The following is a 14,327-nucleotide window of genomic DNA, read 5'->3' as shown; positions in this document are numbered from 1 at the left end:
GTGCCGGGTCTACGACGTCAGCGAGTCCACGTACTCGGCGTGCTCGTCCATCCACTTCGACACGATGCCGTCGTACTGGGACGACTGCGCCCCGCTGTTGAACATGGCGTTCTCCAGCGAGTAGAGCAGGTCGGAGTCGAGCGCGAAGCCCTTCACCCACCCGGCGACCTCGGGGAACTTCTTCTCGAAGCCCGCGCTGCCGATCGAGTGGATGGACTCCGCTTCGCCGAGCGCACCCTTCGGATCCTTCAGATCCTTCAGATCGAACTCGTCGTAGGCCCAGTGCGGCCGCCACAGCGTCACGGCGACGTCGTCGCCCTTCTTCATCGCGGCGGTCAGCTCGGCGAGCATGGCGGGGGTCGACGACGTGACGAAGTCCATCGAGCCCAGACCGTACTCCGGGATCACCTTGTTCTGCGTCGCCTCGGTCAGCCCGGCTCCCGGCTCGATGCCCACCAGCCGGTCGCCGAAGTCCGCCGAATGGGCGGCCAGTTCGTCGAGCGAGTCGATCGGCGCGTCCTTATTCACGGCGATCGTCAGCTTGGCCTCCGTGTTCCAGGCGCCCAGGTCGGTCAGCTTGTCGCCGTACTTCTTCATGTACGCCTCGTGCGTCGTCGGCAGCCAGCCGTCGAACGCGACGTCGTAGTCGCCGGTCGAGAGACCCGCGAACGCGGGGCCGGCGTCGGCGTACTCGAAGTCGACGGTGTACCCCTCCTTCTCGAGCACGTGCTTCCAGAGGTACGAGGCGGCCTCGCCCTCGGGCCAGCCGTTGAACACGGCGACCTTGACGGTGCCCTTGTCGCCCCCGGAGGCGGTGGAGGCGGCGGTGACCGCGGTCCCGCCGACGACGACGATCAGGGCGGCGCCCAGCACGGCGAGCGCGCGCTTCGGCATGCGCAGGCGCGCTCGGCCGACCGACGCGGTGAGCCGGTCGAGGATGATGGCGAGGATGACGACGGAGACACCGGCCTCGAAGCCGAGCCCGACATCGACTCGGCTCAGCGCCTGCACGATGTCACGGCCGAGACCGCCCGCGCCGACCATGCCGGCGATGACGACCATCGACAGCGAGAGCATGATGACCTGGTTGACGCCGGCCAGGATCGACGGCATGGCGAGCGGCAGCTGGATCTGGCGCAGGATGCGGCGCGGCGGCGAGCCGAACGCGCGTCCGGCCTCCACCAGCTCCTTGTCCACCCCGCGGATGCCGAGCTCGGTCAACCGCACACCGGGAGCCATCGCGAACACGATCGTCGCGACCATGCCCGGCACGACACCGACGCGGAACAGGATCAGCGCGGGGATCAGGTAGACGAAGGCGGGCATCGTCTGCATGAAGTCGAGCACCGGGCGGATGATCGCGGACGCGGTCTTGGACCGCGCGGCCAGGATGCCGAGCGGCACACTGATCGCGATCGCGATGGCGGCCGAGACGAGCACCAGCGCGAGCGTGTCCATGGCGTTCGACCACTGGTCGACGCTCACGATCACGAGCAGCCCGACGACGGTGCCGGCCCCGAAGACCCCGCCGCGCAGCCACACGGCCAGGACGGCGATGATGAGGATGATGCCCCAGAACGGCGGGGTCTGCAGCAGCCAGTCCATGCCGTCGTACATGCCGGTGAAGATCACGCGGACGACGTCGAAGAAGCCGCCGAGGGTGGTGGTGACGAAGTCGACGGCGTGGGAGGCCCACTCGCCGAGCGGGAGGCGGATGCCGTTCACGCGGGCACCTCCTCACCGCGGGCGGACGGTTCGTCGCGACCGGACGGTTCGTCGCCGGCGGTCTCGCTGAGCGCGAGCGTCATCGCGTCGACCGACACGGTCGCCGGCGGCTCCACGATCACGGGGATCTCCATCGTGTCGCTGGACACGTTGCCGAGGGCGGCGAGCAGGGTGACGCGCGGGATGACCCCGAGCAGCCGCTGCTTGTCGTCGATCACTGCGAGAGGCAGGTCGCTGCCGACCGACGGCTCGACGAGCTCGCTCAGCACCTCGTCGCGGTCGACGGAGGCGATGTCCTCGCGGATGACCTCGCGCAGGTCGCTGCGCCCCTCGCGCACCTGACGCATCACGTCGCGGTCGCGCACGGCGCCGAGCAGGGTGCGTCCCTGGCCGACGACGAAGGCAGCGGAGGTCTGGAGGTCGCGCATCGTGCGCATGGCGGCCCGCGGGCCGCCCGCCACGGTGACCAGGGCGCGGGCCGGCTCCATCACGCTCGCGGCGGTGAGCACACGGGCGCGGTCCACGTCCTGCACGAAGCTGGCGACGTAGTCGGTGGCGGGATCGGTGAGGATCTCCTCCGGCGTCCCGGTCTGCACGATGCGGCCGTCGCGCATCACGGCGATGCGGTCGCCGAGGAACATCGCCTCGTTGAGATCGTGGGTGATGAAGACGATCGTCTTGCCGAGGGTGCCCTGCAGCTCGAGCAGCTGCTCCTGCATCTCGCGGCGGATCAGCGGGTCGAGCGCCGAGAACGCCTCGTCCATCAGCAGGACGTCGGTGTCGGCGGCCAGCGCCCGGCCGAGGCCGACGCGCTGCTGCATCCCGCCGGAGAGCTCGCTCGGGAGCTTGTCGCCCCAGCCGCCCAGGCCGACGAGCTCCAGCACCTCTTCGGCGCGGGCACGGCGCTCGGCGCTCGGCGTGCCGCGCACCTCCAGCCCGTAGGCGATGTTGTCGAGCACGGTGCGGTGCGGCAACAGCGCGAAGTGCTGGAAGACCATCGAGATGTGGCGCTGGCGCACCTCCCGCAGCCGCTTGCCGGTCAGGCCGGTGATGGTCGTCCCCATCACCTCGACCTCCCCGGCGGTCGGCTCCAAGAGGCCGTTCAGCAGCCGGATCAGGGTGGACTTGCCGGAGCCGGACAGCCCCATCACGACGAAGATCTCGCCGCGGCGGACGGTCAGGCCCGCGTCGATCACGGCAGCGGTCCCCTGGCCGGACACGTCCTGCCTGGTGGCGCCGTCCCGGAGGCGGCGGACCGCCTCCTGGGGCTTGCGCCCGAATACCTTGTAGATGTTCCTCGCCTCGACGGCGACAGACTCGCTCACTTGTTCTCCGCAGGCACGCATCGCACGGGCACGATGTCGGCCGGTGGTTGCGCCCGGGTGGTGGGCGTGCTGCGGTATCCGGGCGACTCGAGCGCGGACCTTCCGCGCGAATCGCCACCGCCGGCGCGACCATCGGGGTGCACCCACGCCCAGCCGACCGTACGTCCAGGGCGGGCCGCTGGTGACGGCCGCGCGCCCTGGTCGCGGGCTGGGTTCACGGCCCCGTTCCGTGCTGTCGGAGCACACCGGGGCTCTTCGACGCTATCAGCCGCCCGGGGGTCGAGGCCAAATGGCTTCCGGGCGGGGGACGTGATACGGCAGAGTGGTCGTCATGCCCGACACCACCGCAGATCGCAGCCGTCAGCGTGTCCCGATCGAGCCGCAGAGCGTCGATGCGCCGCTCTCCCGCGCCGCCGTGTTCCTCGTGGTGACGGTGGGTGATTCGCCGGAGGCCGTCGGCACGGTGAAGGACGTCCTCGGCGATCTCTCCGGGCTGGTGAAGACCGTCGGCTTCCGCGATCTGAACGCCCATCTGTCGTGCAATGTCGCCGTCGGCGCAGCGCTCTGGCCGCGGCTCACCGACGTCGCCCCGCCGCGCGAGCTGCATGCGTTCCGGGAGATCGCGGGACCGGTCCACACGGCCGTCTCGACCCCGGGCGACCTGCTGTTCCACATCCGGGCGGAGCGCGGCGACTTCACGTTCGAGTTCGAGCGCCTGCTGCTGTCCGCGCTCGGCGACTCCGTGACGGTCGTCGACGAGGTGTCCGGCTTCCGCTACTTCGACTCGCGCGACCTGCTCGGCTTCGTCGACGGCACCGCGAACCCGACCGGCTCCGAGATGGACGACGCCTCGATCGTCGGCGACGAGGACCCGGTGCACGCGGGCGGCAGCTACGTCGTCGTGCAGAAGTACCTGCACGACCTCGACGCCTGGAACGCGATCGGCGTCCCGGATCAGGAGGCCGTCATCGGCCGCACCAAGATCGACAACGTCGAGCTCGACGACGTGACGGAGGGCCGCAAGGCGCACAAGACGCTCGCCACGATCACCGGGGAGGACGGCGTCGAGCACGACATCCTGCGCGACAACATGCCGTTCGGCCGGCCCGGTCAGGCCGAGTTCGGCACCTACTTCATCGGCTACTCGCGCGCGCTGTGGGTGATCGAGCGGATGCTGGAGAGGATGTTCGTCGGAGACCCGGTCGGCTCCTACGACCGCATCCTCGACTTCTCGACCGCCGCGACCGGCACGACGTTCTTCGCCCCGACGCGCGGCTTCCTGGAGGCGCTGGCCGACTGACCGACCGCGATCCCGGCGAGCACGATCCCCAGCCCGAGCAGCTGGCGCGCGGTCAGCGTCTCACCGGCGATCAGCGCGCCGAGGAGCACCCCGGTGACCGGGTTCAGGAGGCCGATGAGACCGACCGTCGACGGTCCCAGATGGCGCAGCCCGGTGAACCAGGCGAGGAACGCGACCGCCGTCGCGATGACCGTCACGTAGGCGAAGCCGGCGAGCGCCGGCCCGTCGAGCGCAGGAGGCGCCCCCTCGACGACGAGCGCGAGCGGCAGCATCAGCAGCCCGCCCGCGATGAGCTGCCACGAGGTCGTCGAGAACACGTCCACCTCCCCCTCCCAGCGGGTGGCGAGCACGTAGCCGGCGGACGACAGGAGCATGGCCGCGACGGCCGCGACGACGCCCAGCGGATCGACGCCGTCCGCAGCGCCCAGCAGCATCACCGCGACCCCGGCCGCACCCGCGACCCCGCCCGCGAGTGCCAGAACGCGTGGCCGCTGGCCCAGCACGATCCACGCCAGCGCCATCATCACCAGCGGCGACCCCGCCATCACCGTCGCGGCGACCCCGGAGGGCAGGAGGTGCGCCACCGCGTAGACCAGCGCGAAGAAGCCGCCCGAGGTGAGGATGCCGAGCACCGCCGACCGCCACCACCACGCTCCCCGCGGCCCGCGCCTCCTGACCAGCAGCAGGAGCAGTCCCGCCGGGAGTGCGCGCAGCACGGCTCCCCAGAGCGGCTCGCCCGGGAGCACGGCCCGGGTAACGACGTAGGTCGACCCCCACGCGATCGGCGCGACGGCGGTGAGGGCGATCCAACCCCATTTAGCTTCCATGGAAGCTACTTTAGCTTCCGTGGAAGGTATTGTGAACACATGGAGCACCCCGATCACGTCTCCCGCATCCAGCAGGAGTGGCGCCGCGAGCGCCCCGACCTCGACGTCGCCCCGCAGGGCGTCATCGGCCGGCTGCACCGCGTCGCCGCGCGGCTGACCGACGAGCTCGCGACGGTGTACGCCGAGCACGGGCTGGGCGAAGGCGACTTCGATGTGCTCGCCGCCCTCCGGCGCGCGGGCGAACCGTACGAACGGACCCCGGGCGAGCTCGCCGAGCACACGATGATCACCACCGGCGGCATGACCAAACGCCTCGACCGCCTCGAACGCAGCGGTCTCGTCGCGCGGCGCGCCGCCGAGGGCGACGGACGCGGCCGGGTGGTGGCCTTGACCCCGCAGGGTCGAACGGCCATCGACGCGGCCTTCACCGCCCACATGGCGAACGAGAAGCGGCTGGTGGAGGAGCTCGACCCGGCCGACGCGGCCGCCCTTGAGCGCATCCTCACCCGCTGGCTGGCGACCCTGGAACCCTGACGCCGACGCCGCGAGAGGTGAGTCGTTGCGGGTCAGAGCGCGGGCGGACCCGCAACCAGTCACGTCTCGCGCGTAACACGGCGACCGAAAGTTGCCGGGATTGCAGGCGTGCGCGAGGCTGGTCGTCCCTCACCACCAGTGCCCCCACCTTCGGAGGATGCCATGTCCCGTCCGCGCCGCCTTCTCGCCGTCGCCGCCGCACTCGCCGCGACCGCCCTCGCCGTGACCGGCTGCTCCGCAGGCTCCGGATCCGCCTCCAGCGACGCGGCCGATGCCGGCTACCTGACCGCCGGAACGCTGACGATCGGCACCGCCGAACCGGCCTACGCTCCCTGGGTGCAGGACGACAAGCCCCAGTCCGGCAAGGGATTCGAGGCGGCCGTCGCCTACGCCGTCGCGAAGAAGCTGGGCTTCGCCGCGGGTGACGTCACCTGGGTGCGCACCACCTTCGACCAGGCCATCGCACCGGGCCCGAAGACGTTCGACTTCAACCTGCAGCAGTTCTCGATCACCGCTGAGCGCAAGAAGGCCGTGGACTTCTCGTCTCCGTACTACGAGACGACGCAGGCGGTCGTCACGATCGACGCGTCGCCGGCATCGAAGGCGACCTCGCTCGCCGACCTGAAGTCGCTCGTCATCGGGGCGCAGACCGGCACGACGAGCTTCGCCGCCGCCGAGAAGCAGATCGCCCCGTCGGGCGGCGTGCAGGCGTTCAACTCCAACGACGACGCCAAGCTCGCCCTCGAGAACAAGCAGGTGGACGCGATCGTCGTCGACCTCCCCACCGCCTTCTACCTGCGCGACGCCGAGCTCACCGGCGGGAAGATCGTCGGCCAGCTGCCGAAGGTCGACGGCCAGCAGGGCGACCAGTTCGGCCTGGTGCTCCCGAAGGGCAGCCCGCTCACGGCGAAGGTGACCGCGGCCGTGGATGCGCTCCGCACCGACGGGACGCTCGACGCCCTGGCCGAGAAGTGGCTGGCCGCCGACGGCGACGCGCCCGTCCTGAAGTAGCGCCGAGACCCTCCCGCCACGGTGAGCACCACCCGTCCCCCCGCCTCCGCGCCCGCCCCGAGCGCGGTCGAGGTCGACCGCCGGCTCTACCGTCGCACGCAGACCACGCGATCCGTGCTGATCAGCCTGGCGAGCACCGCCGTGGTCGCGGTGCTGGCCTGGCTCTTCGTGATCAACACGCCGGGATGGGCGAGCGTGCAGCAGACCTTCTTCGATCCGGCCGTCGCGGTGAAGGCGTGGCCGCGAGTGTTCGACGGACTCCTGCTCAACATCCGCGTTCTGATCGTCGCCGCTCTCGGCGTGCTGGTGGTGAGCATCGTCATCGCGACGGTCCGCACGTTGCGGGGGCCGATCTTCTTCCCGTTGCGCGCCCTTGCGGCGGGCTACACCGACCTCTTCCGCGGCACCCCGCTCATCATCGTGCTGTACCTGGTGGGCTTCGGACTCCCCGGGCTCGGGGTCTTCCCGCGCCTGCCACCCGAGTTCTGGGGCACCATCGCGCTCGTCCTGGTCTATTCCGCCTACGTCTCCGAGGTCTTCCGGGCGGGCATCGAAGCGGTCCACCCCTCGCAGCGGCTGGCCGCGCGCGGCCTGGGACTCAGCCACTACCAGACCCTGCGTCTGGTGATCCTGCCGCAGGCGGTCCGCAAGGTGACGCCCGCCCTGATGAACGACTTCGTCGCGATGCAGAAGGACGTCGGCCTGATCTCCATCCTGGGCGCGGTGGATGCCGTGCGCGCCGCGCAGATCGAGACGGCCGCGACCTACAACTTCACGCCCTACGTGCTGGCGGGCCTCCTGTTCGTCGTGCTCGCCCTGCCGATGATCCGCCTGACCGACTGGTACTCGGCACGCGTGCGCCGCCGTGAGCAGATCGGGAGCATCATATGAGCGCGGCGGTGCTGCGGCTCGCAGGCGTCCGCAAACGGTTCGGCGAGACGGAGGTGCTGCAGGGCATCGACCTGACGGTCGACCGGCACGAGGTGGTGGCGCTGATCGGGGCCAGCGGGTCCGGCAAGTCGACCCTCCTGCGCGCGATCAACCTCCTGGAGCCGATCGACGACGGGCAGATCCACCTCGGCGACGAGGACATCAGCGACCCGCGGGCCGACGCGGATGCGGTGCGCGCACGCATCGGCGTCGTCTTCCAGCACTACAACCTGTTCCCGCACCTCTCGGTGCTGGACAACGTCACGCTCGCCGCTCGCCGGGTGCACCACGTGCCGCGCCGCGAGGCGGAGCAGCGGGCGCGGGACCTGCTCGACGGGATCGGCCTGGGCGACAAGGCGAAGGAGTTCCCCGACCGGCTCTCCGGCGGGCAACAGCAGCGTGCGGCGATCGTCCGCGCGATCGCGACCGATCCCGAGCTGCTGCTGCTCGACGAGGTGACGAGCGCGCTCGACCCGGAACTCGTCGGCGAAGTGCTGGAGCTGGTGCGGCAGCTCAAGGCCGGCGGCACCACGATCATCATGGCGACGCACGAGATGGCGTTCGCCCGGGATGTCGCCGACCGCGTCGTGTTCCTCGACCACGGCGTCATCGCCGAGGCAGGGCCCCCGGCTCAGTTGTTCGGGGCACCGCAGCAGCAGCGGACGAAGGAGTTCCTGGCGCGGTTCTCGGGCTGGACGCCGTCGGCTCCCTAGCCGCTGCCTGTCGAACGGCCCAGGCCGTCAGCGCGTCGAGCACGGAGAGGGCGACCCGGTCGTTCTCGCGGAAGGCCAGCGCGTTCGTGCGCGGGCGGGAGAAGGCTCCGGCGAAGGGCGCGGTGGTGAACGGGCCGATCGCCCAGCGCGCGGGATGCGGCTCGCCGTTCGGGCGGAGCAGCCGCGAGTCGTCCTCGGAGACGCGCACCTGCCCGTGGCGCACCGTCCCGGCCCGCGACTCCACGAGGTCGCGCAATGCGGGCTCGTCGCTCGTCTCGGCCGACGCCGCCGGCAGCCAGGCGTCGATCAGCGCCGTCACCGCGGTCTCGCCGGCGACGCTCGCGCTGCCGATCCGGAACACGCCGGCCTCGTCGTCCGCCTCGACGCGGATCCCGGCCCCGGCGAAGGTGACGATGCCCGCCTCGGACAGGGCGACGAGCTCTTCCAGGCGATGCCCGGGCGGGCCGGAGGCGACGTAGCTGAAGTAGCCGGGCCACCAGCCGACCACGTCGCGGCGGCGGGACTCCTCGGTCCACAACTCCCCCGCGAGATGCGGTGCGATCGCGAACAATGCGTGCAGCAGCGCCGTGAACAGACCGAGCGTGGCGCTGTGACCCTGGTCGGTGCGGCGATGCAGATCGTCACGCAAGTGGCCGCGCAGCCACTCCTGCAGCACGTCCGCGTCGTCGAAGCGCAGGCCGTCGAGCGGGCGGTCGAAGGCGTCCAGATGCAGCTCGTCGGCCTGATCCCGCACGGCGGAGGAGACGAGCGCGCGGTACTCGTCGCCGTCCGGGCCGACGCGGTCGAGGGCGGTCTCGAACTCCGGCCACGCGACGCGGACGCGCTCGGGATGCCCGGTGAAGAGCTCGCGGTAGTAGCCGTGGACGAGCTCGCGTGCGATCAGCGGCCAGACGTCGCGCCGGAAGTCGAGTCGCTCGGGTGACGCCGCGAGGTGCGCGACGACCTCCGGGGTCAGATGGTGGAGGGCCGGAGGGGCGCCGACCAGCCGGGACGAGATCTTCGAGCGGTACGGGACGCCACGGCGCGAGCCGATCAGCAGTCGCGGCTCGAGCCCGCTCGGCGTGTACCGCAGCACGCCGCCGCCGTCGCCGTCGCCGTCACGCGAGTAGCGGCCTCCGCGCCCCTCGGTGAGGAGCACGAGGAGGTCGACCGCCGCGAGCCCGAAGCCGCGGACGGCGACGGTGCGGCCGGGGCCGAACGCGTCGAGATCGGCGTCGGCGGTGAAGGCCGGCGCGAGGTAGTCCAAGCCGTGGCGGGCGGCGAACGCGGAGAACCGGTCGGCATCCCCTACCGGGTCGCTCCCTGCGTGGCCCAGCGCGTAGACGACCCCGTCGACGGTGAGGCTGCCACCGCCGGCCAGGCGCACGGTCTGCGGCCCGTCGTCGCCCTCGACGGCGCGCACCGCGTCGCGGTGCACCACGAGCGAAACGCCGTCGTCGAGCGCGTCGACCGCCCGGCGCAGGAACCAGTCGAGGTAGTGGCTCTGAAGCCGGCGCGTCGGGAAGTCGCCGCGGCCCAGCCCGCTCAGCTCGGCCGCCACGATCGGGTCGTCGATGCGCAGGTCGCCGATGCTGCCGTCGCGCACACCCTCCACCCATTCCAGAAGCGACGGACCCGGCCGGACCGGGCCCGCGATGGTGCACGAGTCGTCCGTGAACATCGTGACGTCCTCGACCATCGAGTTGAGCTTCAGCAGCGGTGACTGGTCGCGGCGCCAGATGCGTCCGGCACCGGGCGGGAACGGGTCGACGAGATGCACCGTCACGGGCGGCGGATCGGCCCGCTCGGACCGCGCCGCAGCGAAGCGCTCGAGCCAGCCCGCCGCACGCGGACCGGCCCCGACGAGGGCGACGGAGGCGATGGGATCGGTGGTCGGCATCCGAGCAGCGTCCCGCGGCCGGCGCCGGGCGCCAAGCCTGCGTTTCGCCGTGTGACGCGCGCGTCGCAATCCGTAACGGGAGCTCCCGCCCGCTTGACGCCCGCCCATACGGTCGTCGGCAACCGTTCCGCTCCCCATCCGATTGGAGGCCCGTCGATGACCGCATCCCCCGTCATCGCTGACGAGTTCCGCTACGTCGACGCCACCGACGAGCTGGCCCGCCCGCTCCTCGCCGAGCTCGAGCTCGAATACGACACCCGGTACGGCGACTTCTTCGGCGAGCGCGCCTCGACCGAGCTGAGCCGCTACCCCGCCGAGGATTTCGCGGCGCCGCACGGGGCCTTCGTGCTCCTGCTGCGCGCCGGTGCGCCCATCGCCGGCGGCGCGTTCAAGCGCTACGACGAGCGCACCGCCGAGCTCAAGCGCATCTGGACGAGCTCGGCGCATCGCCGTGAGGGACTCGGCCGCCTGGTCGTCGCCGAGCTGGAGGCGGAGGCCGTGCGCCGCGGTTACACCCGCGTCTACCTCACCACGGGTCCGCGCCAGCCGGAGGCGAAGGCCCTGTACCTGGCGGCGGGGTACACGCCCCTGTACGACCCGGCGCTGCCCGCCGAGGAGGTCGGCATCCATCCGTTCGAGAAGACCCTGTCCGCCGCGGCGCCCCGGGCCACGGGAGGTCGACGATGAGCACGACGGCGGCGGAGGCGGTCGACAGCGTCGCCACCACCCCCGGCGTCGCGGAGGCGCGCACGCCCCTGCCGTCCGCGGCCGAGCTCCGCCGGCTCGCGGACCGCCCGGTGCTCGCGCTCCGGCACCCGGGCCGGTGGATCGGCGCGGCGCTGGTGGTCCTGCTGCTCGTCAACGCCGGGCAGTCGCTCTTCACCAACCCGTCGTGGGAGTGGGCGAAGGTCGGCAAATGGCTGTTCAGCCCGGCGATCCTGACCGGTCTGCAGCTCACCCTCACGGCGACCGCGATCAGCGCGGTCGTCAGCTTCGTCGGCGGCGTCGTGATCGCTCTCGGCCGGCTCTCCCCGAATCCGGTGCTCAACTCGGTGAGCTGGCTCTACGTGTGGCTGTTCCGATCGGTGCCGCTCATCCTGGTGCTGATCTTCCTGTACAACCTCGGCAACCTGTATCCGTCGATCGGTATCGGGATCCCGTTCGGTCCGCAGATCACGGTGCCGACGGTGACCGTGCTGTCGGACCTCACGCTCGGCGTCATCGGCCTGAGCCTGAGCGAGATCGCCTACGCCTCCGAAGTCGTCCGCGCCGGCGTCCTCGCCGTCGACCCGGGCCAGCAGGAGGCCGCCAAGGCCCTCGGCCTCCCCCGCGGGCGGCAGTTCCGCCGCGTCATCATGCCGCAGGCGCTGCGCTCGATCGTGCCGGCGTACGTCAACCAGATCATCGGGCTGCTCAAGGCGAGCTCCCTGCTGTTCTACGTGTCGCTCCTCGACCTCTTCGGCGTCGTGCAGAGCATCGGGAGCACCTATCCCGGCGACATCATCCCGCTGCTCGTGGTCGCCACGATCTGGTACCTCGTGCTCACCAGCATCGTCTCGACCATCCAGTACTACATCGAGCGGTACTACGCCCGCGGCTCGGTCCGGGCTCTGCCGCCCACGCCCTTTCAGCGGCTGCGCGGCTGGGCGAACAACCGTCAGGACGGTGCCCTGTGAGCGCCGGCATCGGGAGCGCCGGCATCGGGAGCGCCGGCATCGAGATCGCCAACGCGACCAAGGCCTTCGGCGACAAGCCCGTCCTGCGCGGGATCGACCTCACCATCGAGGCCGGGACGGTCACGGTCATCCTGGGGCCGTCCGGTTCGGGGAAGTCCACGCTGCTGCGCGCCATCAACCATCTGGAGCCGCTCGACGAAGGGTACGTCGTCGTGGGCGGCGAGCTGATCGGCGTGCACGTGCACCGGGGACGCCTGAAAGAGCTCAGCGAACGGCGGATCCTCGCCCAGCGCGCCCGCATCGGCTTCGTCTTCCAGAGCTTCAACCTGTTCCCGCACCTCACGATCCTCGAGAACGTCACCGAGGCGCCGATCGCGCAGGGCGTCCAGCCGGCCGCCGCCCGGGAACGCGCCCGCGCCCTCCTGGACCGCGTCGGCCTGGCCGAGAAGGAGTCGGCGTACCCGCGTCAGCTCTCCGGCGGCCAGCAGCAGCGCGTGGCGATCGCCCGCGCGCTGGCTCTGGAGCCGGAGGTGCTGCTCTTCGACGAGCCGACCAGCGCCCTCGACCCCGAGCTGGTCGGCGAGGTGCTCGCCGTCATCCGCTCGCTCGCCGGCAGCGGCACGACGCTCGTCGTCGTCACCCACGAGATCGGCTTCGCCCGCGAAGTCGCCGACCGCGTCGTCTTCCTCGACGAGGGCGTCGTCGTCGAGCAGGGCACCCCGTCCCAGGTGCTCGACGCCCCGCGCGAGAAGCGCACCAGAGAGTTCCTGAGCCGCGTGCTCTGAACACCATCCACACCGAACCCGCACCCCTGGAGAGAACCCATGTCACAGCACCTCCCCCGGCGCCGCCGACGGACCATCGTGTCCGCCGCGCTCGTCGCCACCGCCCTCGTCGCCTCCCTCGCGGCCTGCTCCGGACAGGCGTCGGCGAGCAGCACCAGCGGCGGCTCCGACTCCATCGCCATCGGCGCCCACTCGAACGGCGTCGCCACCGAGACGACCGTCGAGCTGAAGCAGGTGGACAGCATCCGCGACAAGCTCCCCGAGAGCGTGAAGAAGAGTGGCAAGCTCGTCATCGGCCTCGGCGCCCTGCCGTCCGGCTTCCCGCCGATCGCCTACGTCGGCGACGACCAGAAGACGTACACCGGCACCGACCCCGACCTGGCGCGCCTCGTCGCGAAGGTGCTGGGGCTGGAGCCGGAGTTCAAGAACGCGACCTGGCAGAACCTGTTCATCGGCATCGACAACGGCACCATCGACACCGGCTTCTCGAACATCACCGTGACCGAGGAGCGCAAGCAGAAGTACGACTTCGCCTCCTACCGCCAGGACATCCTCGCGTTCGCGGTGCCCAAGAAGAGCGCGTGGGAGTTCGACGGCGACTACCAGAACCTCGCCGGCCTGACCGTCGCGACCGACCGCGGCACCAACCAGGAGAAGATCCTGCTCGAGTGGCAGCAGAAGCTCCAGGCGGAGGGCAAGACGCTCGACATCAAGTACTACCCGGACGCGAACACGGTCTTCCTCGCCCTCAACTCGGGCAAGATCGACGCGTACTTCACGCCCAACCCCTCCGTCGCCTACCAGGAGACCCAGGCGGCCAAGACCGCCAACCCGATCCGCACGGCGGGCACCTTCTCGGGTGCGGGTGAGACGGTAAAGGGACTCATCGCCGCCACCTCGAAGAAGGGCAGCGGCCTCGCCGAACCCGTCGCGGAGGCGTTCAACTACGTGATCGAGCACGGTCAGTACGCGAAGGTCCTGAAGGCCTACAACCTCGAGAACGAGTCGGTCACGACCTCCGAGGTCAACCCGGCAGGACTCCCGCTCAGCAACGAGTGACCCCCGCGGACGGACCGGCCGCACGGATCATCGCACCGTGCGGCCGGGCCGTCTGCAACAGGTCGTCATGTACATGGCGGCCGACCCCGTCAGGAGGGTAGAAACGGTTCGATCATGTCGCGCATCTTCACGAGTAAATTCAATCCCGGCAAGGCCCGGTGGGAGCTGGTCGTCAGCCCCCAGGGCGACGTGTACGCGTTCCCCCTGACCCTGCCCATCGCGCAGCGCCAGGTGCTCGGCGGCCACAAGCGCTACCTGGTCGGGACCGTCGAGCGCGGCTCGGCCGCGTGGACGGCCGCAGGCCCCTCCGGCCTCATCTACGGCACGACTTTCCCGTCGCTGCCCTCCGCCCTCGAGGCGATCGCCGACGAAGTGGACCTGGCCCCTGTCCCCTAGCGCGCGAGAAGCCACGCCGCAGCGGAGGACCGATCGGCCCAGCCCGCCCGCATCTCCTCCGTTACCCGCGATTCGTGCCGTGTTCCGCCTGGTTCTCCTCCGCTGGATACACGGGAGCGGCAACGGAGGAGATCACGGGCGACACG

14 protein-coding genes are annotated in these 14,327 nt (G+C 70.9%); 10 read left to right on the top strand and 4 right to left on the bottom strand.

From position 1 onward, the window contains the following. Positions 1 to 9 precede the first annotated feature (9 nt). Positions 10 to 1,725, bottom strand: a complete 1,716-nt coding sequence (locus tag ACFVU2_RS07620) for an ABC transporter permease/substrate binding protein (RefSeq protein ID WP_387872677.1) — start codon at positions 1,723 to 1,725, stop codon at positions 10 to 12. Then, positions 1,722 to 3,071: a glycine betaine/L-proline ABC transporter ATP-binding protein gene (locus tag ACFVU2_RS07615; RefSeq protein WP_387872675.1), complete on the bottom strand. Its 1,350-nt coding sequence runs from the start codon at positions 3,069 to 3,071 to the stop codon at positions 1,722 to 1,724. The genes ACFVU2_RS07620 and ACFVU2_RS07615 overlap by 4 nt, the downstream gene beginning before the upstream one ends. Before the next feature lie 310 nt (positions 3,072 to 3,381). On the opposite strand from ACFVU2_RS07615, the gene ACFVU2_RS07610 reads away from it, so the two are divergent. After that, complete coding sequence (locus ACFVU2_RS07610) at positions 3,382 to 4,350, top strand: Dyp-type peroxidase (protein ID WP_387872673.1); 969 nt, start codon at positions 3,382 to 3,384, stop codon at positions 4,348 to 4,350. On the opposite strand, the gene ACFVU2_RS07605 is transcribed toward ACFVU2_RS07610, so the two are convergent. Then, entirely contained in the window at positions 4,260 to 5,177 is a 918-nt protein-coding gene (locus ACFVU2_RS07605; RefSeq protein ID WP_387872672.1) for a DMT family transporter, read from the bottom strand. The genes ACFVU2_RS07610 and ACFVU2_RS07605 overlap by 91 nt on opposite strands. A gap of 39 nt (positions 5,178 to 5,216) precedes the next feature. Here ACFVU2_RS07605 and ACFVU2_RS07600 point away from each other — a divergent pair, with 39 nt between their 5' ends. The 4 genes from ACFVU2_RS07600 (at position 5,217) to ACFVU2_RS07585 (ending at position 8,365) form a co-directional block, all read left to right on the top strand. Continuing rightward, positions 5,217 to 5,711, top strand: coding sequence for a MarR family winged helix-turn-helix transcriptional regulator (locus tag ACFVU2_RS07600; protein ID WP_387872671.1), 495 nt, complete (start codon positions 5,217 to 5,219; stop codon positions 5,709 to 5,711). 162 nt (positions 5,712 to 5,873) lie between these two features. After that, positions 5,874 to 6,722 carry an ABC transporter substrate-binding protein gene (locus ACFVU2_RS07595; protein WP_387872669.1) on the top strand — a complete coding sequence of 283 codons (849 nt, stop codon included), beginning with the start codon at positions 5,874 to 5,876 and terminating at the stop codon, positions 6,720 to 6,722. 21 nt (positions 6,723 to 6,743) lie between these two features. After that, positions 6,744 to 7,613, top strand: coding sequence for an amino acid ABC transporter permease (locus tag ACFVU2_RS07590; RefSeq protein ID WP_387872667.1), 870 nt, complete (start codon positions 6,744 to 6,746; stop codon positions 7,611 to 7,613). Then, on the top strand, positions 7,610 to 8,365 hold the full coding sequence (locus ACFVU2_RS07585) for an amino acid ABC transporter ATP-binding protein (protein ID WP_387872665.1): 756 nt from the start codon (positions 7,610 to 7,612) through the stop codon (positions 8,363 to 8,365). The genes ACFVU2_RS07590 and ACFVU2_RS07585 overlap by 4 nt, the downstream gene beginning before the upstream one ends. Here ACFVU2_RS07585 and ACFVU2_RS07580 read toward each other — a convergent pair. Beyond that, positions 8,259 to 10,265, bottom strand: coding sequence for an FAD/NAD(P)-binding protein (locus tag ACFVU2_RS07580; RefSeq protein ID WP_387872663.1), 2,007 nt, complete (start codon positions 10,263 to 10,265; stop codon positions 8,259 to 8,261). The genes ACFVU2_RS07585 and ACFVU2_RS07580 overlap by 107 nt on opposite strands. A 156-nt stretch (positions 10,266 to 10,421) precedes the next feature. On the opposite strand from ACFVU2_RS07580, the gene ACFVU2_RS07575 reads away from it, so the two are divergent. From ACFVU2_RS07575 to ACFVU2_RS07555, 5 genes are all read left to right on the top strand, one after another. Then, positions 10,422 to 10,952, top strand: coding sequence for a GNAT family N-acetyltransferase (locus ACFVU2_RS07575; RefSeq protein WP_387872662.1), 531 nt, complete (start codon positions 10,422 to 10,424; stop codon positions 10,950 to 10,952). Continuing rightward, on the top strand, positions 10,949 to 11,941 hold the full coding sequence (locus tag ACFVU2_RS07570; RefSeq protein ID WP_387872660.1) for an amino acid ABC transporter permease: 993 nt from the start codon (positions 10,949 to 10,951) through the stop codon (positions 11,939 to 11,941). The genes ACFVU2_RS07575 and ACFVU2_RS07570 overlap by 4 nt, the downstream gene beginning before the upstream one ends. Continuing rightward, entirely contained in the window at positions 11,938 to 12,726 is a 789-nt protein-coding gene (locus ACFVU2_RS07565) for an amino acid ABC transporter ATP-binding protein (RefSeq protein ID WP_387872658.1), read from the top strand. The genes ACFVU2_RS07570 and ACFVU2_RS07565 overlap by 4 nt, the downstream gene beginning before the upstream one ends. A gap of 39 nt (positions 12,727 to 12,765) precedes the next feature. After that, positions 12,766 to 13,785 carry a transporter substrate-binding domain-containing protein gene (locus tag ACFVU2_RS07560; RefSeq protein WP_387872657.1) on the top strand — a complete coding sequence of 340 codons (1,020 nt, stop codon included), beginning with the start codon at positions 12,766 to 12,768 and terminating at the stop codon, positions 13,783 to 13,785. Positions 13,786 to 13,899: 114 nt separating this feature from the next. Beyond that, positions 13,900 to 14,181, top strand: a complete 282-nt coding sequence (locus ACFVU2_RS07555) for a hypothetical protein (RefSeq protein WP_387872655.1) — start codon at positions 13,900 to 13,902, stop codon at positions 14,179 to 14,181. The last annotated feature ends 146 nt before the right edge of the window (positions 14,182 to 14,327 follow it).

Origin of the sequence: Leifsonia sp. NPDC058194, assembly GCF_042883605.1 — a bacterium.
Taxonomy (GTDB): Bacteria; Actinomycetota; Actinomycetes; order Actinomycetales; family Microbacteriaceae; genus Leifsonia.
The sequence above is the reverse complement of the archived record's forward strand: the minus strand, read 5'-3'. Positions and strand labels throughout refer to the sequence as shown.